Origin of the sequence: Domibacillus enclensis (assembly GCF_900156125.1) — a bacterium.
Taxonomy (GTDB): domain Bacteria; phylum Bacillota; class Bacilli; order Bacillales; family Domibacillaceae; genus Domibacillus; species Domibacillus enclensis.
In genome coordinates this window covers 709,202-734,044 of sequence record NZ_FTLX01000001.1, presented here as the reverse complement: position 1 = coordinate 734,044, position 24,843 = coordinate 709,202, and the positions used below count along the sequence as shown (strand labels likewise).

The 24,843-nt window shown below is 48.3% G+C and carries 24 protein-coding genes and 3 other annotated features; of the genes, 22 read left to right on the top strand and 2 right to left on the bottom strand.

The features are described 5' to 3' along the window. The 14 genes from mutM to BW952_RS03695 all read left to right on the top strand — a co-directional run bounded on the left by mutM (position 1) and on the right by BW952_RS03695 (position 11,777). Entirely contained in the window at positions 1-837 is an 837-nt protein-coding gene (gene mutM / locus BW952_RS03760; protein WP_045852339.1) for a DNA-formamidopyrimidine glycosylase, read from the top strand. Beyond that, entirely contained in the window at positions 834-1,430 is a 597-nt protein-coding gene (coaE, locus tag BW952_RS03755) for a dephospho-CoA kinase (RefSeq protein ID WP_045852340.1), read from the top strand. Before mutM ends, coaE begins: the two co-directional genes overlap by 4 nt. Before the next feature lie 145 nt (positions 1,431-1,575). Continuing rightward, a complete protein-coding gene (locus BW952_RS03750) occupies positions 1,576-2,607 on the top strand; it encodes a glyceraldehyde-3-phosphate dehydrogenase (protein ID WP_045852341.1) in 1,032 nt (343 codons plus the stop codon). A gap of 197 nt (positions 2,608-2,804) precedes the next feature. Beyond that, positions 2,805-3,188, top strand: coding sequence for an adenosylmethionine decarboxylase (speD, locus tag BW952_RS03745; RefSeq protein WP_045852342.1), 384 nt, complete (start codon positions 2,805-2,807; stop codon positions 3,186-3,188). A gap of 133 nt (positions 3,189-3,321) precedes the next feature. Then, positions 3,322-3,780, top strand: coding sequence for a transcriptional regulator NrdR (gene nrdR / locus BW952_RS03740; protein WP_045852343.1), 459 nt, complete (start codon positions 3,322-3,324; stop codon positions 3,778-3,780). 62 nt (positions 3,781-3,842) lie between these two features. Beyond that, entirely contained in the window at positions 3,843-5,234 is a 1,392-nt protein-coding gene (locus tag BW952_RS03735; protein WP_045852364.1) for a replication initiation and membrane attachment family protein, read from the top strand. Beyond that, positions 5,221-6,147 (top strand): primosomal protein DnaI, encoded by a 927-nt coding sequence (gene dnaI, locus BW952_RS03730; protein ID WP_045852344.1) that lies wholly within the window; start codon positions 5,221-5,223, stop codon positions 6,145-6,147. Before BW952_RS03735 ends, dnaI begins: the two co-directional genes overlap by 14 nt. Positions 6,148-6,193: 46 nt before the next feature. Next, positions 6,194-6,416 (top strand) — a binding site (T-box leader). Positions 6,417-6,465: 49 nt separating this feature from the next. Continuing rightward, positions 6,466-8,397, top strand: a complete 1,932-nt coding sequence (thrS, locus tag BW952_RS03725) for a threonine--tRNA ligase (protein ID WP_045852345.1) — start codon at positions 6,466-6,468, stop codon at positions 8,395-8,397. Positions 8,398-8,521: 124 nt separating this feature from the next. Then, positions 8,522-8,656: a sequence feature (ribosomal protein L20 leader region), on the top strand. Between the two features lie 54 nt (positions 8,657-8,710). Continuing rightward, positions 8,711-9,229 (top strand): translation initiation factor IF-3, encoded by a 519-nt coding sequence (gene infC, locus BW952_RS03720; protein WP_139325412.1) that lies wholly within the window; start codon positions 8,711-8,713, stop codon positions 9,227-9,229. Between the two features lie 23 nt (positions 9,230-9,252). Further along, the gene (rpmI, locus tag BW952_RS03715) at positions 9,253-9,450 is read left to right on the top strand and encodes a 50S ribosomal protein L35 (RefSeq protein WP_045852346.1); all 198 of its coding nucleotides are present in this window, start codon (positions 9,253-9,255) and stop codon (positions 9,448-9,450) included. Between the two features lie 35 nt (positions 9,451-9,485). Beyond that, positions 9,486-9,842: a 50S ribosomal protein L20 gene (gene rplT, locus BW952_RS03710; protein WP_045852347.1), complete on the top strand. Its 357-nt coding sequence runs from the start codon at positions 9,486-9,488 to the stop codon at positions 9,840-9,842. 41 nt (positions 9,843-9,883) lie between these two features. Then, positions 9,884-10,192 (top strand): DUF1294 domain-containing protein, encoded by a 309-nt coding sequence (locus tag BW952_RS03705; protein ID WP_414735840.1) that lies wholly within the window; start codon positions 9,884-9,886, stop codon positions 10,190-10,192. Beyond that, positions 10,189-10,671, top strand: coding sequence for a dUTP diphosphatase (locus tag BW952_RS03700; protein ID WP_076496179.1), 483 nt, complete (start codon positions 10,189-10,191; stop codon positions 10,669-10,671). Before BW952_RS03705 ends, BW952_RS03700 begins: the two co-directional genes overlap by 4 nt. 20 nt (positions 10,672-10,691) lie before the next feature. Next, a complete protein-coding gene (locus BW952_RS03695; RefSeq protein ID WP_045852348.1) occupies positions 10,692-11,777 on the top strand; it encodes a M42 family metallopeptidase in 1,086 nt (361 codons plus the stop codon). Positions 11,778-11,940: 163 nt separating this feature from the next. On the opposite strand, the gene sspI is transcribed toward BW952_RS03695, so the two are convergent. Then, a complete protein-coding gene (sspI, locus tag BW952_RS03690; RefSeq protein WP_082084681.1) occupies positions 11,941-12,141 on the bottom strand; it encodes a small acid-soluble spore protein SspI in 201 nt (66 codons plus the stop codon). Between the two features lie 92 nt (positions 12,142-12,233). On the opposite strand from sspI, the gene BW952_RS03685 reads away from it, so the two are divergent. The 3 genes from BW952_RS03685 (at position 12,234) to pheT (ending at position 16,765) form a co-directional block, all read left to right on the top strand. Next, complete coding sequence (locus tag BW952_RS03685) at positions 12,234-12,989, top strand: TrmH family RNA methyltransferase (RefSeq protein ID WP_045852350.1); 756 nt, start codon at positions 12,234-12,236, stop codon at positions 12,987-12,989. A 38-nt stretch (positions 12,990-13,027) separates the two neighbouring features. Next, positions 13,028-13,259: a binding site (T-box leader), on the top strand. Between the two features lie 42 nt (positions 13,260-13,301). Further along, a complete protein-coding gene (pheS, locus tag BW952_RS03680) occupies positions 13,302-14,336 on the top strand; it encodes a phenylalanine--tRNA ligase subunit alpha (protein WP_045852351.1) in 1,035 nt (344 codons plus the stop codon). Positions 14,337-14,350: 14 nt separating this feature from the next. Beyond that, positions 14,351-16,765 carry a phenylalanine--tRNA ligase subunit beta gene (gene pheT, locus BW952_RS03675; protein WP_045852352.1) on the top strand — a complete coding sequence of 805 codons (2,415 nt, stop codon included), beginning with the start codon at positions 14,351-14,353 and terminating at the stop codon, positions 16,763-16,765. 230 nt (positions 16,766-16,995) lie between these two features. Here pheT and rnhC read toward each other — a convergent pair whose 3' ends face one another. After that, positions 16,996-17,907 carry a ribonuclease HIII gene (gene rnhC, locus BW952_RS03670; RefSeq protein ID WP_045852353.1) on the bottom strand — a complete coding sequence of 304 codons (912 nt, stop codon included), beginning with the start codon at positions 17,905-17,907 and terminating at the stop codon, positions 16,996-16,998. Between the two features lie 92 nt (positions 17,908-17,999). Here rnhC and zapA point away from each other — a divergent pair, with 92 nt between their 5' ends. The 5 genes from zapA (at position 18,000) to BW952_RS03645 (ending at position 24,791) form a co-directional block, all read left to right on the top strand. Then, positions 18,000-18,278 (top strand): cell division protein ZapA, encoded by a 279-nt coding sequence (gene zapA / locus BW952_RS03665; protein ID WP_045852354.1) that lies wholly within the window; start codon positions 18,000-18,002, stop codon positions 18,276-18,278. 66 nt (positions 18,279-18,344) lie between these two features. Continuing rightward, positions 18,345-20,051 carry a DNA polymerase/3'-5' exonuclease PolX gene (gene polX / locus BW952_RS03660; protein ID WP_045852355.1) on the top strand — a complete coding sequence of 569 codons (1,707 nt, stop codon included), beginning with the start codon at positions 18,345-18,347 and terminating at the stop codon, positions 20,049-20,051. A 25-nt stretch (positions 20,052-20,076) separates the two neighbouring features. After that, positions 20,077-22,431: an endonuclease MutS2 gene (locus tag BW952_RS03655; RefSeq protein WP_045852356.1), complete on the top strand. Its 2,355-nt coding sequence runs from the start codon at positions 20,077-20,079 to the stop codon at positions 22,429-22,431. Positions 22,432-22,443: 12 nt separating this feature from the next. Next, positions 22,444-22,851, top strand: coding sequence for a DUF350 domain-containing protein (locus tag BW952_RS03650; RefSeq protein WP_045852357.1), 408 nt, complete (start codon positions 22,444-22,446; stop codon positions 22,849-22,851). A gap of 248 nt (positions 22,852-23,099) precedes the next feature. Beyond that, the gene (locus BW952_RS03645; RefSeq protein WP_045852358.1) at positions 23,100-24,791 is read left to right on the top strand and encodes a long-chain-fatty-acid--CoA ligase; all 1,692 of its coding nucleotides are present in this window, start codon (positions 23,100-23,102) and stop codon (positions 24,789-24,791) included. Positions 24,792-24,843 lie beyond the last annotated feature (52 nt).

Sequence of the window (24,843 nt, the reverse complement as noted above, 5' to 3'; positions counted from 1 at the left end):
ATGCCGGAATTGCCTGAAGTAGAAACCGTCAGACGCACTTTAACCGAGCTGGCAGCAGGAAAAACGATTGCCTCTGTTGACGTGCGATGGCCGAAAATGATCAAAAAACCGGAAGCGGAGCCATTCCGGGATGCCCTTTTAGGAGAAACCATTCATTCAATTGACCGAAGAGGAAAATTTCTCATTTTTCAGCTGGATCATTATGCCTTAATCTCTCACTTGAGAATGGAAGGCAAATTCAGCGTGAATGAATCGTCTGAAGCAGAAGCGCCGCACACTCACGTCATCTTTTCATTTACAGACGGCAGTGAGCTGCGCTACCGCGATGTCCGGAAATTCGGCACGATGCATTTAACGGAAAAAGGAATGGAACATGAACTTTCTTCGTTAAAAGCACTTGGACCGGAGCCGTTTGATCCCCGTTTTACGCCGGACTACCTGCATGCCAGGCTGCAAAAAACGTCGCGGCAGGTGAAAACGGCGCTTTTAGACCAAATCATTGTGACGGGGCTCGGGAATATTTATGTAGATGAAGTGTTATTCCGGGCGCGGGTTCATCCTCACCGGGTCAGCAGTACGATCACGCCCGAGGAAGCAGCACAGATTCACGCCTATACCATTAGCGTACTTGCTGAAGCTGTTGAACGCGGAGGCAGCACGATTCGGACATACGTAAACAGTCAGGGACAAAAAGGGACCTTTCAAGAGGTGCTGAATGTGTATGGACGTGCCGGTGAAGCGTGTGTGGAATGCGGTGCTGAAATTGTGAAAACAAAAACGGCGGGCAGAGGCACACACATTTGCCTGCAGTGCCAGCCGATTGAGCATTTAATATGATTATCGGACTGACAGGCGGAATTGCCACCGGAAAAAGCACCGTCAGCGGACTGTTAAAAGAAAAAGGCTTTGCGATCATTGATGCGGATGTCGCGGCACGAAAAGTAGTCGAGCCGGGACAGGCTGCCCTGGAGCGTATTATAGAGGTCTTTGGTTCTGAGATTGTGACCGAAGAAGGCACGTTGAACCGGGAAAAGCTCGGAGCGATTGTATTTCATGAAGAGGCGAAACGTAAACAGCTGAATGCCATCGTTCATCCGGCGGTACGGGAATGGATGCTGTCCGAAAAAGAAAAAGCCGTTCAAGCCGGCAGCAGAACGATCATTCTGGACATTCCGCTTTTATTCGAAAGCAAGCTTGAGTGGATGGCAGAACGGACGCTGCTCGTGTATGCTGCTCCTGCTGTTCAATTAAGCCGGCTGATGAAACGAAACAACTACAGCGAACCAGAAGCAGCCGCACGAATAAACGCTCAAATGCCGATTGAGGATAAAAAAGCATTGGCTGACGATATCATCGATAACAGCGGTCCATTGAACGCAACAAAGCAACAAGTAGAAGACTGGATCACCCGATTAAACCTTTGTGTTTAATCGGGTCTTTTTTCGTCCCTAAATCCCTTTGAGAGAAATTTTTATAATCGGGTCAATTTTATGTTTCCTTTTTGATTTAATGTGTTATACTAAATTCATAAAAAGAAGATAAAGTATAACTTTATTACATAGGAGGCTCTTCATTATGACGAAAGCAAAAGTAGCAATTAACGGTTTTGGCCGCATTGGCCGTATGGTGTTCCGCAAAGCCATCTTGAATGATCAATTTGATCTTGTCGCCGTGAACGCCAGCTACCCGGCCGAAACACTTGCTCACTTGCTGAAATACGACACGAATCACGGGAAATTTGAAGGAACCATTCAAGCAGAGGACCACGCACTGATTGTAAATGGGAAACGGGTTCAGCTGCTGGCCAGCCGCAATCCGCTTGAGCTTCCGTGGGACCAGCTCGGTATTGATATCGTCATCGAAGCCACAGGGAAGTTTAACGCGCGCGAACAAGCGGCATTGCACTTGCAGGCAGGCGCGAAAAAAGTTTTGTTAACGGCACCCGGCAAAAATGAAGATGTGACGATTGTGATGGGCGTGAATGAGGAAGCGCTCGATATTGAACAGCATGACATTATTTCCAATGCTTCCTGCACAACCAATTGCCTGGCACCTGTCGCAAAAGTGCTGAATGATCAATTTGGCATCGAAAACGGATTAATGACAACGGTCCATGCTTACACGAATGATCAAAAAAACATTGATAATCCGCATAAAGACCTGCGCCGGGCCCGTGCGTGCGCTCAGTCCATTATTCCCACTTCTACAGGAGCTGCAAAAGCACTGTCACTCGTGATGCCGGAGCTGAAGGGAAAGCTGCACGGAATGGCGCTGCGTGTGCCGACATCCAATGTATCGCTCGTTGACCTGGTGGTGGACGTAAAAAGACCCGTTACGGCTGAAGAAGTGAATGACGCCTTTAAAAAAGCGGCTTCCGGCTCCATGCACGGGATTTTAGACTTCACAGAAGAGCCGCTTGTCTCTGTTGATTTCAATACAAATCCTCACTCTTCTACAGTCGATGGACTGACAACCATTGTGATGGGGGAGAACAAGGTGAAGGTGCTCGCCTGGTATGACAATGAATGGGGCTACTCCTGCCGCGTCGTCGACCTTGCCTGTCTCGTCGCCGAACAGCTGAAAAACAAGGTTCGCATATCTGCTTAAACCCCCCGGAAACGCCGGGGTTTTTTTCGTCTGAAAAAAATAAAGAAATTTGTTGCAAAATAGTGTAGCAGGTCGTATACTCGAATTTGTGAAATAAATGCTTAAAGGGTTAGGACCTCTTCGGACTAACTTTCCCCCGTGGCAGTGATCACTTTTACAATTGATTCAAAAACTACTTTGTAAAAGGGGGAACGATCATGGAAACAATGGGTCGTCACGTCATTTCAGAATTATGGGGCTGCAATTTTGACAAATTAAACGATATGGAAGTCATCGAGAGAACATTTGTCGACGCCGCTCTTAAGTCAGGTGCGGAAATTCGCGAAGTCGCGTTCCACAAATTTGCTCCACAGGGAGTAAGTGGAGTCGTCATCATCTCCGAGTCACACTTAACGATTCACAGCTTTCCGGAACACGGATATGCCAGCATCGATGTGTACACATGCGGTGATTTGGATCCGAATATTGCTGCGAACTATATTGCCGATGCACTCGAAGCTGAAACACGCGAAACAATTGAAATGCCGCGTGGTATGGGTCCTGTGCGCTCACAAATTAAACAAACAGCAAGCATGGTGTAATAAAAAAAGGGAGTGTATGAAAAATTCATACGCTCCCTTTTCTATTTTCATGGCGGCTGTTTTTTAGTATGATAAAAGAACAAAGGGGCCATTGCAGCAAAGGCCGCGAAATAAAAATCGGAGTTGATTGATCATGATTTGCCCAGAATGCCGTTTTAACGGGACGAAGGTTGTCGATTCCCGCCCGGCAGATGACGGGCATTCCATCCGACGCCGCCGGGAGTGCGAACAGTGCGGCCATCGGTTTACAACATTCGAGCGTGTGGAGCATACCCCGCTCATTGTGGTGAAAAAAGAAGGAATGCGCGAAGAATTTAACCGGGAAAAAATGCTCCGAGGTCTGATAAAAGCTTGTGAAAAGCGGCCTGTTCCACTAGGGACACTTGAAAAAATGACAGCGGATATCGAACGGGATCTGCGGGCGAAAGGGACGTCCGAGGTGCAATCAGATGAAGTCGGTGAAATGGTGATGGACCGCTTGTCTGCTATTGATGAAGTCGCATACGTCCGGTTTGCATCCGTTTACCGTCAATTCAAGGATATTAATGTATTTCTTGATGAACTAAAAGAAATTATGAACAAGGAAAAGTAAAATCCCGGAGATGGTATGCCGGGTTTTTTCTTCTTATGAAGAAGGGCAGCGAGGTGAACAGCATGAACCGGCATTGGAATGAAATGCAGCCGGCTGACGTGTATAGAGTGTCAATGGCAGGCTGTATAGACAGCCTCGAGCAAAAGGTCATTACTTTGCTGTATCAGCCACTGATTGGGGCGAGCGCGCTCAGCCTTTACATGACGATGTATGCCGAGGTAGAAGATGGGAAGCTGTCAACGAACGGAGCATCCCATTATGACTTGATGAACACACTCGGATGCGGTCCGCAGCAAATTTACGAGGAACGGCTGAAGCTCGAGGGCATTGGCTTATTAAAAACGTACGTGAAAAAGAAAGAGGGCAGCAGAGAGTTTTTGTATGAATTGCTTCCGCCCTTGTCACCAGATCAATTTTTCACCGATGGCCTGTTAAACGTTTTTTTGTACCGGAAAATCGGAAAAGCGCATTTTTTAAAGCTGAAAAAGCTTTTCTGCGACCGTGAAGTGAAAACGGCAGAATTTCAGGATGTGACGCATGCCTTTCCTGATGTTTTTTCAACTGGCTATATGGATACAGAAGAAGCGGAGGCCAGCAGCCGTCCGGAACCCGGCAGCCGCATCGCGTCAAAAGAAACACCGAAGGGTCCATCCCTTCAGGAGTCATTTGATTTCGGTACGCTGGAGCTTGCGTTGAAGGACGCACTGATCCCTGTCTCGTCCTTGACGCCTTTTATTAAAGAAACCATTAAAAAGCTGGCTTTTTTATATGGAATTGCACCGATCGACATGAAAAACCTTGTCCTGTCTTCTATCAATGAGCAGGATGAGGTGGATGTGGAAGAGCTCAGGAAAACAGCTCGAAACGCGTACCAATTCGAAACAGGCGGCCGTCTGCCGGATATGACACCGCGCATGCAAGCAGCAAGTGAAAAAACCGGCGATGCACCGAAAACGCAGGAAGAAAAACTGATTTTGCACTGCGAAACGGTGACGCCGTATCAAATGATGATTGATATCTCGAATAAAGCGCCTTCTTCGGTGGACATGAAATTGATTGAACAAATTATGCTTCAGTATGATTTCACACCGGGTGTCATGAATGCCCTCATTCAATATGTTATGCTGAAATCAAACATGAAGCTGTCGAAAAGTTTTATGGATAAAATTGCCGCACAATGGGCGAGAAAGAAAATTGAGTCAGCAAAACAAGCGATTGAACTGGCGAAGGAAGAGCAAAAACAATCCAGTGAATGGGCGGCCAAAGCAAAACAGGCGCCAAAATCCTATAATGGACGTAAAACAACACGGACTGAAAAACTGCCTTCCTGGTTTACAAACAAAGACGAAGGCAAGGACGAAGCAGTAGATCAAGATTTCGAAGAGGAAAAAAGAAAGCTGGAAGAAGCACTTCGAAATCGGATAAAGGGAGCTTCTGTAAATGAAAAAAATTAACGAAGCACTCGGGAAGATAAACGCATCACCCGGGTTTGCCGAGCAATATGAGCAAACGAAAAGGGAAGTGCTGGCCGACCAGACCGTTCAATCGTTTTTAAAGGAGCATGAAATCGGCGAAAAAGAAACGGCTCGGGCCATGGGCAAGCTGTTTGAGTATGTGTCACAAAGTCACGATTGCCAAAAATGCCCGTCTCTCGGGGACTGCATCAATGTGATGAAGGGCTTTGAGCCGGAGCTAGTGATGCGTCACCGGGTGATGGAGCTTGATTACAAACGCTGTCCGCGAAAAGTGCGTGACGACGAAATGAAGCATTTGCGCCGGCACGTGAAAAGCCTGTATATGCCGGGCGATGTGCTAAAAGCGACGTTTGCGCAGGTGGAGCTCGATAACCGCAGCCGGTTAAGTGCCGTGAAAATGGCCAAAGATTTTGTAGATGGCTATACACCGGGGGAAACCTCAAAAGGCTTGTATATTCACGGGAAGTTTGGCGTGGGCAAATCATTTTTGTTCGGGGCCATAGCGAATGAACTGGCGGAAAAGCATATCGCTTCTATGATTGTGTATTTCCCGGAATTTGTCCGTGAAATGAAGCAGTCCCTTGGTGACCAGTCTACTGGTGAAAAGGTGGATGCCGTAAAATCAGCGCCGGTTTTGATGATTGATGATATCGGGGCAGAAACGATGTCAAGCTGGATTCGTGACGATATTTTAGGAACGATTTTACAGCACCGGATGCTGGAAGGGCTGCCGGTTCTGTTTACATCTAATTTCAACTATCAAGAGCTTGAGCACCATTTGACCCACTCACAGCGCGGTGAATCGGAGGCGCTAAAGGCCGCCCGCGTGATGGAGCGGATTAAATTTTTAACGACACCGGTTGAAATGTCAGGCGAAAACCGCCGTCATTAAAAAAGAAGTTGATTTTCAAAAAAAGTGGTACTATAATAGCGTCATACGAAAAGCAATGACAGGGACATGTTTTATTTGGGACGTCTTCAGAGAGGGAAAGCACCGGCTGCAACTTTCCCGTCGCGAACAAATGAATTCACCACCCTCGAGCTCTGCTTCTGAACCTTGAGTAGGAAGCGGCGGCACCAGACCGTTATCTGACTGCAATTAAGCCAAGGGGAATTCTCTTGGAAAGTTGGGTGGAACCGCGATTTAACCTCGCCCCTTCGTTTACGGAGGAGCGAGGTTTTTTGTCGTTTAAAAAAGGAGGAAACACACATGTCGATTCAATTAACTTTTCCCGATGGAGCCGTAAAGGAATTTCCGGCGGGAACAACAATGGAGGATGTCGCGCAGTCGATCAGCCCGGGCCTTCGCAAAAAAGCACTGGCAGGAAAGCTTGACGGTGCACCAATTGATTTGAAAACACCGATTGGTGAGAACGGCGCCATCGAAATTATTACACCGGAGCATGCGGATGCACTGGAAATCCTTCGCCATAGCACAGCGCACCTGATGGCACAGGCGATCAAGCGTGTGTACGGTGCAGATAACGTGAAGCTGGGCGTCGGTCCTGTGATTGAAGGCGGCTTTTACTACGACATTGATTTAGATGAATCGATCACGCCGGAGGATTTGCCTGTTATTGAAAAAGAAATGAAAAAAATCATTAACGAAAACGTGCCGGTCATCCGTAAAGAAGTGACGCGCGATGAAGCAAAAGCGTTTTACGAGGAAATCGGCGACGAATACAAGATTGAACTTCTTGAAGCCATTCCGGCAGATGAAATCGTGACTCTTTATGAGCAGGGCGATTTCACTGACCTTTGCCGCGGTGTGCACGTTCCGTCTACAGGCAAACTGAAGGAGTTTAAATTGCTGAACATTGCCGGTGCATACTGGCGCGGCAATTCCGACAACAAAATGCTTCAGCGCATTTATGGGACAGCTTTTTTCAAGAAAGAAGATTTAGCCCACCATTTAAAAATGCTGGAAGAAGCAAAAGAACGCGATCACCGCAAAATTGGCAAAGAGCTTGATTTGTTTACAAATTCGCAAAAGGTTGGACAGGGTCTTCCCCTCTGGCTGCCAAAAGGCGCGACGATCCGCCGCATCATTGAGCGCTATATTGTGGATAAAGAAGTGAGCCTTGGCTATGATCACGTGTACACACCGGTTCTTGGCAGCGTCGAGCTGTATAAAACGAGCGGACACTGGGGGCATTACCAGGAAGGCATGTTCCCGGCGATGGAAATGGACAACGAAGACCTTGTGCTTCGTCCAATGAACTGCCCACATCACATGATGATTTACAAAAACGACATTCACAGCTATCGTGAGCTGCCAATCCGGATTGCGGAGCTTGGCACAATGCACCGCTATGAAATGTCAGGAGCGCTTGCCGGCCTGCAGCGTGTGCGCGGCATGACGTTAAATGATGCCCACATTTTCGTGCGCCCGGATCAAATAAAAGAAGAATTAAAGCGCGTGGTCGAACTAATCATGGCCGTGTATAAGGATTTCGGCTTGAATGACTATTCGTTCCGCTTGTCATACCGTGACCCGAACAATACCGAGAAATATTACGATGACAACGAAATGTGGGAAAAAGCGCAGGCGATGCTGAAGGAAGCGATGGATGATTTTGGCATGGACTACGTGGAAGCAGAAGATGAAGCAGCCTTCTACGGTCCGAAGCTGGACGTGCAGGTGAAAACAGCGCTTGGCAAAGAAGAAACACTGTCTACCGTGCAGCTGGACTTTCTTCTGCCAGAGCGATTTGACCTCACGTATGTCGGAGAAGACGGCAAGCAGCACCGTCCTGTCGTGATCCACCGCGGGGTTGTATCGACGATGGAACGATTCGTTGCGTTCTTGATTGAAGAATACAAAGGCGCGTTCCCGACATGGCTTGCTCCAGTACAGGTGCAGATCATTCCGGTTTCCAATGAAGTGCATTACGATTATGCAAGAACATTACAGGATGAGCTGAAAGCAGCCGGAGTGCGGGTGCAAATGGACAGCCGTGAAGAAAAGCTTGGCTACAAAATCCGTGAATCACAAATGAAGAAAATTCCGTACATGCTCGTTGTGGGAGATAAAGAGCTTGAAAGCGGATCGGTCAATGTCCGCAAGTACGGCGAGCAGCAGTCCGAAACAATGTCATTCGATGCGTTTCGTGACCTTGTTCAAAAAGAAGGCACACGTTAATCAAAAAAAGAGTTGTCTTTTTTAAAAAGCAATGGTATGATTTAAAACGTTGGTTCTTTCGTCTGTCTGCTGGACATTTGAAAGAAGTTATGATATAGTTACTAAGGTGAATAAAACACACAATAAAAGAAAGCAGAAGCACCCGCTTCTCACCTCGTCTGACAATTACGTTGGCAGGTTGACATGGTAAACGACAAAGCTGTTCATCGGCTTTTTACTGGCGGGGCATCTACTTCAGATGCTCCGTCTTTTTCATGCAAGCAGTGCGCTTTTCTTTTACAAAGTGTTTTCTCAAATGACCTGGAGGTGGCTTATTATTAGCAAAGACATGAATTTAAATGAAGGCATCCGTGCCCGTGAAGTACGATTGATTGATCAAAACGGCGATCAGCTTGGCATTAAGCAAAAACGCGAAGCACTTGAAATCGCTGCCCGCGTGAATCTGGATCTTGTTCTTGTTGCTCCGACTGCGAAACCGCCGGTAGCCCGCATTATGGACTACGGTAAATTCAAGTTCGAACAGCAGAAGAAAGAAAAAGAAGCTCGCAAAAACCAGAAAATCATCCAATTGAAAGAAGTGCGTCTCAGCCCAAGCATTGATGACCACGATTTCGATACAAAGCTTCGCAATGCGATTAAGTTTTTGGAAAAGGGTGACAAAGTAAAAGCGTCGATCCGGTTTAAGGGTCGTGCGATTACACATAAAGAACTCGGCCAGCGTGTACTTGACCGCTTTGCAGAAGCGTGCAAGGAAGTTGCGACGATTGAGTCTAAGCCGAAAATGGATGGCCGTAGTATGTTCCTTATTATGGCGCCGAAAAACGAAAAGTAAACCAGTTTGAGGAGGAAGACGAAATGCCAAAAATGAAAACTCACCGTGGTTCTGCCAAACGTTTCAAGAAAACAGGTTCAGGTAAACTGAAACGTTCACACGGCTACACAAGCCACTTGTTCGCTAACAAATCAACAAAACAAAAACGTAAATTGCGTAAAGGCGCAATGGTTTCTAAAGGCGATTTCAAACGTATTCGCCACATGCTTGACAATCTGTAAGAAAAATTTTGTAACATCACTAGGAGGGAAATAGTATGCCACGCGTAAAAGGCGGTACTGTAACACGCAAACGTCGTAAAAAGGTTCTTAAATTAGCAAAAGGTTATTTCGGTTCGAAACATCGTTTATATAAAGTAGCAAACCAGCAAGTAATGAAATCCCTGCAATATGCATACCGGGATCGTCGTAACAAAAAACGTGATTTCCGCAAATTGTGGATCACTCGTATCAACGCAGCTGCTCGTATGAATGGTCTTTCATACAGCCGCTTAATGCACGGCTTGAAGCTTGCCGGCATCGAAGTAAACCGCAAAATGCTTGCTGATCTTGCCATCAGCGACGAAAAAGCATTTGCACAGCTTGCAGAAGCTGCAAAGAAACAACTGGGTTAATTTGAAACAGCCGTCCTGATCAGTCAGGGCGGCTTTTTTGTGTGAAGTTTGATAAAATAGAAGACAAAGGTGGTGGTGCTGTGTCGATCGTGCTGATGTATTTTATTGCGATCAACTTCATCGCATACGTCACGATGGGGAATGATAAAAAGAAAGCCAGAACAAAAAAATACCGGACCAGCGAAAAAACACTCTGGCTGCTGGCGCTGCTTGGCGGCGCTCCTGGGAGCTGGGTGGCCATGCAGACATATCGCCACAAAACAAAGCACGCTGCATTTAAATACGGCATGCCGGTAGTGGCGCTGATCGATATAGTGCTGCTTGCGATGACAGGAGGAATGGTTTTTTGACGATTGAAAAGCTGTATCAAATGCAAAAAGGGCTGGATGCGTACATAGAAAAAGGCCATGATCTCGGCGGTATTGATTTATTTGAACAAAAGGTGCTGGCGCTGCTCGTTGAAATCGGGGAGCTTGCCAATGAAACCCGCTGCTTTAAGTTTTGGAGCAAAAAAGGGCCGTCGGAGCGTGCGGTTATTCTAGAAGAATTCGTGGACGGTGTTCATTTCATTTTATCACTGGGATTGTTGACGAACTGCCAGAAGGAGCCGGAAGCAATGGAGGCCGCGGAAACGGCAACGGCGCAATTTCTGCTCGTGATGCAGGCTGTTCATGCGTTTCACCATACAAAAGCTGAAGGGGATTATCAGCTTGTCCTGAACCACTACTTTGCCCTGGGTGACTTACTTGGCTTTTCTCCTGATGAAGTGGAGCAGGCGTACATCGCCAAAAATGAAGTGAACTACAAGCGGCAGCAATCAGGCTATTAATGAAAAGGGGGATAAATATAATGAAGAAACTGGATGAAACATTAAGTATGCTGAAGGAATTAACCGATGCAAAGGGGATTGCCGGCAACGAGCGGGAAGTGCGGGAGGTCATGAAAAAGTACATTGAGCCTTTTGCAGAAGAAGTGACGACAGACGGACTCGGCAGCTTAATTGCCAAAAAAACAGGCGATGCGAATGGACCGAAAATTATGGTTGCGGGTCATCTCGATGAAGTCGGTTTTATGGTGACGCGTATTGATGACAAGGGCTTTATCCGTTTTCAAACGGTAGGTGGCTGGTGGAGCCAGGTGATGCTTGCGCAGCGTGTAACGATTGCAACACGCAAAGGAGATATTACCGGTGTGATCGGTTCAAAGCCGCCGCATATTTTGCCGGCCGAAGCGCGTAAAAAGCCGGTGGATATAAAGGACATGTTCATTGATATTGGTGCGTCAAGCAAGGACGAGGCAGCCGAGTGGGGTGTGCGTCCGGGCGACATGGTTGTGCCGTATTTTGAATTTACCGTTATGAACAATGAAAAAATGCTGCTCGCAAAAGCGTGGGATAACCGGATCGGCTGTGCAATTGCGATCGATGTGATGAAATATGTACAAGACAAGCAGCATGCGAACATTGTATATGGGGTCGGAACGGTGCAGGAAGAAGTCGGCTTGCGCGGCGCGAAAACGTCTGCTCATGTGATTGAGCCGGATATCGCATTCGGCGTGGATGTCGGCATTGCCGGTGATACACCGGGCGTAACTGAAAAAGAAGCGATGGGCAAAATGGGCAAAGGGCCGCAAATTATTTTATATGACGCATCGATGGTCTCTCATAAAGGCTTGCGTGATTTCGTGACGGATGTGGCAGATGAGCTGAACATTCCGTACCAGTTTGATGCCATGGCTGGCGGCGGAACGGATTCCGGCGAAATTCATATGACCGCGAGCGGTGTGCCAACGCTGTCCGTTACGATTGCCACACGCTACATTCATTCTCACGCGGCGATGCTTCACCGGGATGATTATGAAAACGCCGTGAAGCTTCTCGGCGAAGTAATTTTACGTCTGGACCGGGACAAAGTAAACAACATTACATTTGATTAACCAATGGTGGACCGGAAAAAACAGCGAATAGACCGGATCAAGACAGCCGGTGACCGGATCAGGCTTTTTCCGGTCACCGCTTCTTACAATCCGGTCTTTTTTGCGATTAATGCGGTCATCGTGGCACAAAATCCGGTCTGTTTTGAAAAAAATCCGGCTGATGCTATTTCAACGCGGAAGCCATTCGTTCCAAAACGACCTTTTGCTCTTCTGTTGTGCTTTTTTTCCAAAACATTTCAAGCATGACGCCGAGTCCAGGCAGCGTTTTTTCTTCTCCACCGGAAATGGCGTCCTGAATAACAGCAGACAGGTCGTTCGGCGTTTTTCCTGTTAAATTTTGCGCAATAGCACCTCTTAAGTTCATGTTCATCCCTCCTCCTTCTGTTATTTTCACCAGAGCGGCGCCGGTTATACGGAAAAATGCTATAATGAATTTCTGTGAAAGGGGATCAAACGATGAATTACATTCAATCTGTGAACAATACACATATAAAGCAGCTGAATAAATTATGGACGAAAAAAGAGCGCGATAAAACCGGCCTGTACATGCTTGAAGGCTTTCATCTGGTGGAAGAAGCGCTTCGCTACAAAGACCAAGTAGCTGAAATCCTGTTGTCAGAAGAAGCGGCGGTGCCTGCTTCGTGGAATGTAGACGAGGTGGACGTGACAATGATTTCTGAAGAAGTGGCGAAAAGACTGTCGGATACTGAAAACGGACAGGGCGTTTTTGCGGTCTGCCGGAAGCAGGAAACATCTGAGCTGCCGGAGGGCACCGCTTTTTTATTGCTGGATGCCGTGCAGGATCCAGGCAATATCGGTACGATGATTCGGACAGCAGAAGCGGCCGGCATCGATGCTGTTATAATCGGACATGGGTCGGGCGATGTATACAACCCAAAAGTCCTTCGTTCCGCGCAGGGAAGCCATTTCCATTTGCCGGTGGTCACGATGGATTTACTGGAGGCGGCAGCGGAATTGCAGCACCGGGACATCCCGGTATTCGGCACGGCGCTTGAAGGTGCTGTTGATTACCGGACCGAGCAGGCAGGGCCCTTTGCGCTGGTCGTTGGCAATGAAGGAAGCGGTGTGCGCCCGGAACTGCTCAAGCAAACGACGAAAAACGTGTACATCCCGATTTTCGGAAAAAGTGAATCACTCAACGTGGCGGTAGCGGCGGGCATCCTTCTGTATCATTTTCGGGAAAACAATTGAATTTCAAAAATGGGTTGTCTATAATAAATAAGAATACTGAAAAGGCAATGACGGAGAAAAGTACGCCACCCTTCTTTTTTTTAGGAAGAAAATGCCCTGACTGAAAGCATTTTTAAAAAGAACTGGCTGAAGTTCACCTCCCGAGCCGGTGCTTGGACCACAAGAGTGTAAAGGCACACCGGTTTAAACCGTTATCTGAATGAAGTGAACGCGTGATTTCGTGCGCGTTAAAAAGGGTGGTACCGCGATATCAGAAGCCTCGTCCCTTTCCGGGAACGGGGCTTTTTTTGTTGCCAAAAAGGAGGAAAAATCGTGGAAGAACAGTTGAAACAACTGCAGGAGGAAGCCGTTAAAAAAGCGGCAGCTGCACAGGATCTAAAGGAATTAAACGACATTCGTGTGGCCTATCTTGGCAAAAAGGGACCAGTCACCGAAGTGTTGAAAGGAATGGGTAAGCTTTCGGCTGAAGAGCGGCCGAAAATGGGGGCGCTTGTGAATGTCGTTCGGGAAGCCATTACGACAGCGATTGAAACAAAGCAGTCCTCACTTGAAGCAGAAGCGATTCAAAAGCAGCTGGCAGAAGAATCCGTTGATGTGACGCTGCCTGGACGTCCGGTGAAGCTTGGCGGTCATCATCCGCTTACGCGTGTCACCGAAGAAATTGAAGATTTATTTATCGGCATGGGGTATACGATCGCGGAAGGGCCTGAAGTCGAGCAGGATTATTATAACTTTGAAGCGCTCAATTTGCCGAAAGGCCATCCGGCGCGCGACATGCAGGATACTTTTTACATTACGCCTGAACTGCTGCTGCGGACACACACATCACCGGTTCAAGTACGGACGATGCTGAAGCATGCAGGCAAGGGGCCTGTGAAGATTATTTGCCCGGGCAAAGTGTACCGCCGCGACAGCGATGACGCGACCCATTCACATCAGTTTAACCAGATTGAAGGCCTTGTGGTGGGCGAGAACATTCGCATGAGTGATTTAAAAGGAACGCTTGATGCGTTTGCGAAGCGTATGTTTGGTGAAGACCGTGAAATCCGTCTGCGTCCAAGCTTTTTCCCGTTCACAGAGCCATCTGTTGAAGTAGACGTCAGCTGCATGTGCGGCGGCAAAGGCTGCTCGATCTGTAAAGGAACCGGCTGGATTGAAGTGCTTGGCGCCGGCATGGTCCACCCGAATGTGCTGGAGATGGCCGGGTTTGATTCAACGGTTTATTCCGGCTTTGCGTTTGGCATGGGGCAGGAGCGCATCGCGATGCTGAAATATGGCATTGACGATATCCGCCATTTTTACACGAACGATATGCGATTCTTAAAGCAATTTTCTGTACACGAATAAGGAGGAATTCACACATGTTTGTTTCATATAAATGGCTGTCGCAATACGTTGACATTGCCGATCAGTCACCAGAAGAGCTGGCGGAGAAAATCACCCGTGCCGGCATTGAAGTAGAAGGAGTGGACATGCCTGCTTCTGACATGAAAGGAATCGTTGTCGGGTACGTGCAATCGCGCGAGCAGCATCCAAATGCGGATAAACTAAGCAAATGTATGGTTGACGTTGGCGAGGAAGAGCCGGTACAAATTATTTGCGGTGCAAAAAACGTCGATGCCGGCCAGTATGTAGCCGTTGCGAGAACTGGAGCTGTGCTTCCGGGCAACTTTAAAATTAAGCGCGCAAAGCTTCGCGGCGAAGAATCAAACGGCATGATTTGCTCGCTGTCAGAGCTGGGCATCGAAAGCCGCTTGAATCCGAAAGAATATGCGGAAGGGATTTTCAACTTTCCAAACGATGTCACACCGGGTGAAGATGCACTGGCTGCCTTAAACCGTGACGACGCCATTTTAGAATTGTCGTTGACGCCGAACCGTTCGGACGCCCTGAGCATGATTGGCGTGGCGTACGAAGTGGCAGCCATTTTAGGCCGTTCTGTCACCATCCCGCAGCCGAATCCTGCTGAGGGCAATGAACATGCTGCCGAAGCTGTTCAAATTCGCATTGATGCACCGGAAGACAACCCGGTTTACATCGGGCGGGTTGTGAAAAACGTCCAAGTCGGTCCATCACCGCTTTGGATGCAGACGCTTCTAATGAATGCCGGTGTTCGTCCGCATAATAATGTGGTTGACATTACCAACTACGTGCTGATGGAATACGGACAGCCGCTTCATGCGTTTGATCTGGACCGTGTCGGAACAGGTGAAATCGTCGTCCGCCGCGCTGAAGAAGGCGAAACGTTTGTAACGCTTGATGATGCAGAACGGACGCTGTCAGCGGACCAGCTTGTGATTACCAATGGCAAAGAGCCGATCGCACTTGCCGGCGTCATGGGCGGCGCCAATTCAGAAGTGCATGCTGGAACCGTTAATGTCTTGATTGAATCGGCTTATTTCGACGGGCAAATTGTACGTGCCGCTTCAAAAGCACATGGTCTTCGTTCGGAAGCAAGTGCCCGCTTTGAAAAAGGTGTGGACCCTGCCCGCGTGAAGGCAGCATGTGACCGCGCAGCGCAGCTGATGGCCGAGCTTGCCGGCGGAACGGTTCTTGCAGGGAGTGTCGTGGCGGGAGAATACGCGCCGGAGCCTAAAAAAGTGTCGATTACACTGGACCGCTTAAATACACGTCTCGGAACGGATCTCCAAATGGGCGGGGTTGAAGATATTTTCAGCCGTCTTCAATTTCAAACGGAAACAAACGGCGATGAAATTACAGTCACAGTACCGACACGCCGCGGTGACATTACGATTCCGGAAGACTTAACAGAAGAAGTGGCGCGCCTTTACGGCTATGACCACATTCCATTGACATTGCCGGAAGGGGAATCACTGCCGGGCGGATTGTCTCCGTACCAGCTGGGGCGCCGTACAGCACGCCGTTATTTAGAAGGAGCAGGCTTTTACCAGGCGGTCACGTATTCCCTGACATCGGAAAAGCGAGCCACACAATTCGCCCTTGAAGTACGGAAGCCGGTCGCACTTGCCATGCCGATGAGTGAAGAGCGGGCGTTTTTACGTGAAAGTCTTCTTCCGCACTTAATGGAAGTGGCTTCTTACAACAGTGCGCGCCAGATGGGATCGGCCTCTTTATATGAAACAGGTGCTGTTTACTTAAATGAAGGCGAGAATGTTCAGCCGAAGGAAGAAGAGCGCATTGCCGGAATTGTCACAGGACTCTGGCAGGAGCATGTATGGCAAGGAGAGAAAAAACCAGCCGATTTCTTTGCTGTAAAAGGAGTTATTGAAGGACTTGCGGCGCGCTTTGGCTTGACGGATCGTCTTTCGTTTGAACAAGCAGGACCAGAAGGCTTCCATCCAGGACGGACGGCATCTGTATTGCTCGATCGCCAGCCGATTGGGGTTGTCGGCCAGCTTCATCCGGCGTTGGCAAAAGAAGTGGATTTAAAAGAAGCGTATATGTTTGAATTAAAATTAGACGTCCTTCTTCAGGCGGCACGTGAAGAGCTGTCTTACACAGCGATTCCACGCTTTCCGTCGATCAGCCGCGACATCGCGCTTGTCGTCGACCGTGCAGTGAAAGCAGCGGAGCTTGAAGGGATTATTAAAGAAGCAGGCGGAAGCCTGCTGACGAATGTTCATGTGTTTGACGTGTATGAAGGAGAGCGGATGGAGGAAGGCAAGAAGTCCGTTGCCTTTGCCCTGACGTACGTGAATCCGGACAAAACGTTAACAGACGAAGAAGTCACGGCTGTTCACGAAAAAGTACTGACAGCATTGAAAGAAAAAGCTAACGCAGATTTGCGGACATAAAATAAAACAGGCAGCCATCAGCGGCTGCCTGTTTTATTGTGTTGGAGACCACTAACGCTGATAAAATCAACCCATCGCTGACATGTACCGGTCGATCGCCGATAAAGTGAAAATAACGCCGATATCCGCCTGTCTATCGCCGGTATCATCAACATACCGGCGATAGCGCCTTTATATCAGCGGTAAATCATAAATACCGGCGTTAAATGTCGCAGGATTTCGCCACCATATTACAGTTTTTTCGCTTTTCCGGTATTGGCAAAGTGCAGCTTCGTGAAATGGCGCAGCACACTTTCATCATACGTGCGGATTAAACGGGCGGCGGCTTCGTCTACTTTTGGCCCGGCTCCTTTTGGGATTGAAAATCCGGCTTTTTCAGACAAAAGATCCATTTCCTTTAAAAAGGCGTAGCGGGCGATAATGGAAGCGGCAGCGACGGCGATATGGATGCTTTCTCCTTTTGTGCTGAAATACACGTTTTCCTGGACAATGTTTTTTTGTCCCTTTACATGACGGTAATAAATCGGCTTTTCCGCAAATTGGTCAATGAGAATCGCTTCCGGTTTTTCAGGGGCGATTTTTTCGAGCAGCTTGCCGAGCGCCTGATTATGCAGAATCGCTTTGATTTTTCCTTGCGACATGCCGCTTTCCTGCAAATCGTTGTATTTTTCATTGTGCAAAATAAGCAGACTGTATGGGATGTCTTTAACTAATTTTTTCGCAATAGATATAATTTCAGGGTCCTTCATATCTTTGGAATCACGGACACCGATGGCAGACAGCTCGGCAATTCTGCTTTTTTCGACATAAGCGGCGACGACCGTGATCGGACCAAAGTAATCGCCTGTGCCGACTTCATCACTTCCAGCGACAGATAAGCTGGAAAACCCCTCTGGCAGCAGGCCGCTCGGGGCAGACACCTTCTTTTTCTTCGGCTCCGATTTTTGGCCGTCCCACTTTGCGGATTCAGCACTTGACCGCTTGCCCTGGAACAGCACTTTCCCCGAGCGGTAGCCTGTCACAGAGCAGCCGTCCACTTTTGCAGCAAAGACGGCACCGGCTGGCAGAGAAGCTGGAACGCCGTAATGCGCCTTCATTTTTTCAAGTGTATCGCGGGTGACAACAAGCACAGTATGACTCAATTCGACACTCCTCCAAACTTTCTTCCTTTTCACAGGAAATGACTCATGGTATGATATATAACAGAATTGCAACAGAAATGGGGGCCTTGCATTTGTCGAACGGACAAAAGACTCGCCTAACAGTTGACATTTACGGATCTCAGTATACGATTATCGGAACTGAATCAGAATACCATATTCGCCGTGTAACGGAAATGGTTGATGACAAAATGCGTGAAATCGGGAGCCGCAATGCTTCGCTTGATACGCAGAAAATTGCGGTTCTGACGGCTGTTAATATGGTGAATGATTATTTAAAAATGGAAGAAGAATTAGAACAAATGAAAATGGAAATGAGCCGTGTGAAAAACCGAAACGCCGCCAATGGCTGAAAACTTCTCTCCTATTTGGTAGAGGAGTTTTTTTCTGCTACTATTAAAGAAAAGCAGGTGACTGAAATGGTAAATAAAAAAGACATTATCCGATTGCTTGAAAAAATTGCTGTATACATGGAGTTAAAAGGTGACAACCCCTTTAAAATATCAGCGTTCCGCAAGGCAGCCGCCGCGCTTGAACAGGACGACAGAAGCCTGTCTGAAATCGAGGACGTGACGAAGCTGTCCGGAATCGGCAAAGGCACCGCTGCGGTGATTGCCGAGTACATAGAGACGGGCGAGTCCACGGTGCTGACAGAGCTGTCCGGCGAAGTACCGGAAGGGCTTGTGGCGCTCTTAGGGCTGCCGGGGCTCGGCGGCAAGAAGATCGCCAAGCTTTACAAGGAGCTGGGCATCACCAACATGGTTGAATTAAAGGAAGCGTGCGAGCAGCATAAGGTACAGGCACTTGCTGGCTTTGGCGCCAAAACAGAAGAGAAAATTTTAGCGGCCGTTCAAAAAGCAGGCACCCAGCCAGACCGTCTGCCGATTATGTACGTCCTGCCGATCGCTGAACAAATCGAACGGTACGTAAACGAGTGTGAGGACATCGTTCGCTACTCAAGAGCTGGGAGCCTCAGACGGCTGCGTGAAACGGTCAAGGACCTGGACTTTATTGTGGCATCAGAAAAGCCGGAGCGAGCCAAGGAGCACCTGCTTGCAATGGACGGAATCAAAGAAATTATTGCCGCCGGCCCGACGAAGGTATCGGTCATCATCGACGGTGAATTCGATCTGTCCATCGATTTCCGCATCGTTGAGCCGGAGCAGTTCGCAAGCACCCTTCATCACTTTACCGGTTCAAAAGACCATAACGTGAAAATCCGCCAGATTGCCAAAGAGCGAAATGAAAAAGTAAGCGAATACGGCATCGAGCAGCCGGATGGCACAGTCCAAACGTTTGAAGATGAAGCCGCGCTTTATCACCATCTTGGCTTGCCCTTTTTCCCGCCGGAAATTCGGGAGGACGGAACGGAAACGGATCATTACGAGGAGAGCACGCTTATTGAGCTGACGGATATAAAAGGTGATCTGCATATGCACACGGCCTGGTCAGACGGCGCTTTCTCCATTGAAGAAATGATTGAAGCGTGCCGGGCGCGCGGATATGAGTATATGGCCATTACCGATCATTCTTATTACTTAAAGGTCGCAAATGGCCTGTCTGCGGAACGGCTGCTCCGTCAAAATGAAGAAATAAAAGAATGGAATGCAAAATTTACAGATATCGAAATTTTGTCCGGGATTGAAATGGATATTTTGCCGGACGGCACGCTCGATTATGAGGATGACGTGCTCAAACAGCTTGATTTCGTCATTGCGTCGATCCATTCAAGCTTTTCGCAGCCGCAGGAGCAAATTATGGAGCGGCTGAAAACAGCTCTTTACAATCCGTACGTAAAGCTGATTGCTCATCCGACCGGCCGGATTATTGGGCGCCGCGACGGATATTCGGTGGACATGGAGGAATTAATTCGCCTTGCAGCTGAAACGAATACAGCGCTTGAATTAAACGCGAATCCGCATCGTCTTGACTTATCCGCCGTTCATTTAAAAATGGCACAGGAGGCCGGGGCGAAGCTGATGATCAATACAGATGCCCATGCCATTGAACACTTAGAATTTATGGAAACAGGCGCAAGTGCGGGCAGAAAAGGATGGCTGCGGCCGGAAACGGTTGTGAATACGTGGCCAAAAGCAGCATTCATGTCCTTTATCCGCAGCTTGTAACGCCATTAAAGGAGATGCAACGACCTTGAACAAAAAAGTGCTTGCAACACTTGAATTTGATAAAATTATCGCAAAACTGGCCCAGCATGCATCATCTGAAGCCGGCCGTTCGTTTGCAGAGGAACTGAAGCCGTCGCATAAGCCAGAAGAAGTACAGCAGTGGCTCGATGAAACGGAAGAAGCGGCAGCGGTCATCCGGATCAAAGGAAACGTGCCGCTTGCCGGTATTTATGACATCCGTCCTCACGCCAAACGGGCGCAAATTGGCGGTGTGCTGAGCGGTGTTGAACTGATGCGAATTGCTTCGACCATTGCGGCGAGCCGGCACATTCGCAAGTTTATTGAGGATGTCCGCTCAGAAGGACAGGTGACGCTGCGCATTTTGCCGGAAAAAACGGCGATGATCCCGGTGCTGACCGATCTTGAGCATAAAATTAAGCATACAGTAGATGAAAACGGACGTGTGCTTGATTCAGCGAGCGATGCCCTGCGCCATATTCGCCATGGTATGCGGTCGGCAGAATCACGCATCCGCTCCAAGCTCGAAAGCCTGACGCGCGGCCAAAGCGCCCAGAAGATGCTGTCAGATGCCATTGTGACGATTCGAAATGACCGGTACGTTATTCCCGTCAAGCAGGAATACCGTTCTCATTACGGCGGCATCGTCCACGACCAGTCTTCTTCCGGGCAAACATTATTTGTCGAGCCGGCATCTGTCGTGAATTTGAACAATGAGCTTCGTGAGCTGACCGTGAAGGAGCAGTACGAGGTTGAAAAGATTCTGCGCGAGCTGTCTGCTGAAACAGCGGAGCACGCACCGGGTCTGTTCACGATGACCAAAATGCTCTCGGAGATCGACTTTATTTTTACAAAAGGGAAATTTGCCCGTTCGATGAATGCCACGAAGCCGCTCTTAAACGAAGAAGGCTACATTCATTATATTCAAGCACGCCACCCGCTGCTGCCCGCGGATGAAGCGGTGGCCAGTGATATTGAAATCGGCAGGGACTATACGGCAATCGTCATTACCGGACCGAACACAGGGGGTAAAACGGTTACGTTAAAAACAACAGGCCTGTCCGTTTTAATGGCACAGTCAGGCTTATTTATCCCGGCGGAGGACGGCTCGGAAACAGCGGTATTTCAATCGGTTTTTGCCGACATTGGGGATGAGCAGTCAATTGAGCAGAATTTAAGTACCTTCTCCTCTCACATGGTGAACATTGCCGGCATGCTGAACGAAATTGATCACGAAAGCCTCGTTCTGTTTGATGAGCTCGGCTCAGGAACAGACCCGCAGGAAGGTTCAGCGCTTGCTATTTCCATTTTAGATGAAGTGATTGCGCGCGGAGCCCGGATCATTGCGACCACCCATTACCCGGAGCTAAAAGCATACGGCTACAACCGCGAGCAGGTGATTAACGCCAGCGTGGAATTCGATGTGGAAACACTCAGCCCGACGTACCGGCTTTTAATCGGCATTCCGGGCCGAAGCAACGCATTTGAAATTTCAAAGCGCATTGGTCTTAACTCAGCGATTATTGAAAATGCCCGCAGCATGATCAGCGCTGATTCTCATGAAGTGGACAATATGATTGCGGCACTGGATACAAGCCGCCGACTGGCCGAGCAGCATGAAAAAGAAACACGTGACTATTTGCGCGATACAGAAAAGCTGCACCGCGACCTGCAAAAAGAAGTCATTGCTTATCACGAGCAAAAAGAAAAAATGGAAGAAAAAGCGCGTGCGGAAGCAGCGGCCATCGTTGAAAAAGCACGTGCAGAAGCAGAAGACGTGATGAAAGAGCTGCGTGCGATGCGGATGAGCGGGGCAGCCGGGATGAAGGAGCACGAGCTGATTGAAGCAAGAAAGCGGCTTGAAGGCGCCGTTCCGGAGCAAAAAACGAAAAAACCGGCGATAGAACCGGCGAAGCGCCAGTGGAAGCCGGGCGATGAAGTGAAAGTCATCAGCTTTGGCCAAAAAGGCAGCATTATCGAAAAAGCGGCTGGCGACGAGTGGGTTGTTCAAATGGGCATCATTAAGATGAAGGTCGCCGAATCCGATATGCAGTTTATCAAGTCGGAGAAAAAGAAAGAGCCAAAGCCGATCGCAACCATCCGCGGAAAAGACTTTCATGTGTCTTCTGAGCTGGATTTGCGAGGCGAGCGCTATGAGGATGCGCTGAAGCGCGTGGAGAAGTATTTAGACGACGCCCTGTTAGCAGGCTATCACCAGGTATCGATTATTCACGGAAAAGGAACCGGCGCTTTAATGAAAGGCGTGCGCGGCTATTTAACGAAGCATCGAATGGTTCAATCAATTCGGTTTGGCGGCTCGGGCGAAGGGGGCCTCGGCGTCACTATTGCCGAACTAAAGTAAGGAGGCGGGAATATGACCGGTTTTTGGGAAAATCAATATGTGCAGCTAGCGGGCTATTACAGTATTGCGACGATCTGCATTATTCTGTGCCTCGCTTTGTTTGAGCTGGTGACGTCCTATCGAAACTGGGAAGAAATAAAAAAAGGCAACATGGCGGTGGCAATGGCCACAGGCGGCAAAATTTTCGGCATTGCGAATATATTCCGCCATTCTATTTTGCATAATGACTCCGTTTTAACGATGGCAGGATGGGGGATTTTCGGCTTTATTCTGCTGCTGAGCGGTTATTTTATGTTTGAGTTTTTAACGCCCAGCTTTAACGTAGACAAAGAAATCGAACGGGATAACCGCGCGGTCGGCTTTATTTCATTCGTGATATCAGCAGGACTGTCGTACATGATTGGCGCGGCTCTGCTGTAAGAAAAGAGGAATAAACGCATGGAAACCCTGGCAAAGGTGTTAATTGGCTGCTGTGCCGCATTTTTTATCATTGGCGTCATATATATGATGATGAATTAAGGGGATGAAGTAGAGCAGAACTTAAAACAAAAGAGTTTGAAAAGAAGAAAAGCCAAACGAATGCGTTCGGCTTTCTTTTGTTGTAAAATGAATCATTATTCATTATACTGAAGAGAGAACGAATTCTTCTCACAAAGGGGTGGATGAAGATGTCTGATAAACCGTGGCTTGCCCATTATCCGGAGGAAATACCTCATTCAATTGTGTACCCGGATCAGCCGCTTCCATTATTTTTAACAAAAGCGGCAGCTGAGTACGGAGACAAAACCGCTATACAGTTTATGGGCAAGGAGCTTTCCTACAAGGAACTGCACGAGTCTGCGCTGAAAATGGCTGCTTACCTGAAAAAGATTGGGATTCAAAAAGGGGACCGGGTGGCGATCATGCTCCCGAATACACCACAGGCAGTGATCAGCTTTTACGGTGTGCTGTACGCAGGTGCCGTCGTCGTCCAGTTTAACCCGCTTTATAAAGAAAGGGAAATGGAGTACCAGTTAAAAGACAGCGGAGCGAAAGCCATGATTGTCCTTGACCTGCTTTATCCGCGCCTGCAAAAGATCATTCGCAGCACGCCATTGGAACATGTTATTGTAACCGCTATCAAGGATTATCTTCCATTTCCGAAAAACGTTATTTACCCATTTATTCAAAAAAAGCAAACCGGCATCGTCGTTCAAGTGGAAAATCGAAACAACAATCACTTTTTCACAAAAATTATGGAAGAATCACCAGCGAAGGAAGTGCCGCTTCAAACAGATGTTGATCGCGATCCAGCCGTTCTACAGTATACGGGCGGGACAACCGGATTTCCGAAAGGAGTCATCCTGACACATAAAAACCTGGTGGCCAATGCATCCATGTGCGGTGCATGGATGTACAAATACCGGCCGGGTGAAGAGGTCATTTTAGGCGTTATTCCTTTTTTTCACGTATACGGCATGACCACGGTTATGATTCTCGGCGTGATGCAAGGGTATAAAATGGTTCTGCTGCCGAAATTTGATGTGAAAACAACGCTGAAAACCATTCAAAAGCAAAAGCCGACGATTTTTCCAGGCGCACCGACCATTTACATCGGACTGTTAAACAGCGGCCACATTCATCAATATGATTTATCGTCGATCGATGCCTGTATTAGCGGCTCCGCTCCACTTCCTGTCGAGGTGCAGCAAAAATTCGAAGCGGTAACAGGAGGCAAGCTTGTTGAAGGGTATGGGCTAACAGAAACATCGCCGGTTACGCATGCTAATTTCATTTGGGGAGCGCGCGTTCCGGGCAGTGTAGGTGTCCCGTGGCCCGATACAGATGCGGTGATTTTATCCATGCAGACAGGAGAGCCGGTGCAGCAGCCAGGCGAAAAAGGCGAAATTGCGGTGAAAGGTCCGCAAGTAATGAAAGGCTATTGGAACCGTCCGGACGAAACAGAGCAGTCGTTTAAAGGGGGCTGGTTTTTAACAGGGGATATCGGCTACATGGATGAGCAGGGCTTATTTTACATCGTGGACCGGAAAAAAGATATGATTATTGCCGGCGGCTTTAACATTTATCCACGGGAAGTGGAAGAAGTATTATATGAGCACGATGCCATTCAAGAAGCGGTCGTCGTCGGCGTGCCGGACCCTTACCGGGGAGAAACCGTCAAAGCCTTTATCGTCTTAAAAGAAGGACAGCACATTACGGAAAAAGAGCTGGACGACTTTTGCAGAAGCCACCTGGCTGTTTTTAAAGTGCCGCGTATTTATGAATTCAGGAAAGAGCTGCCGAAAACAGCAGTCGGCAAAATCCTTCGCCGCGTCCTTATTGACGAAGAAAAACAAAAAAACGATCAGCCAGCAGAATAAACAAAGCGGTCTTCTTGACGAAATCAGTGATTGGCGGTAAGATAATATCATG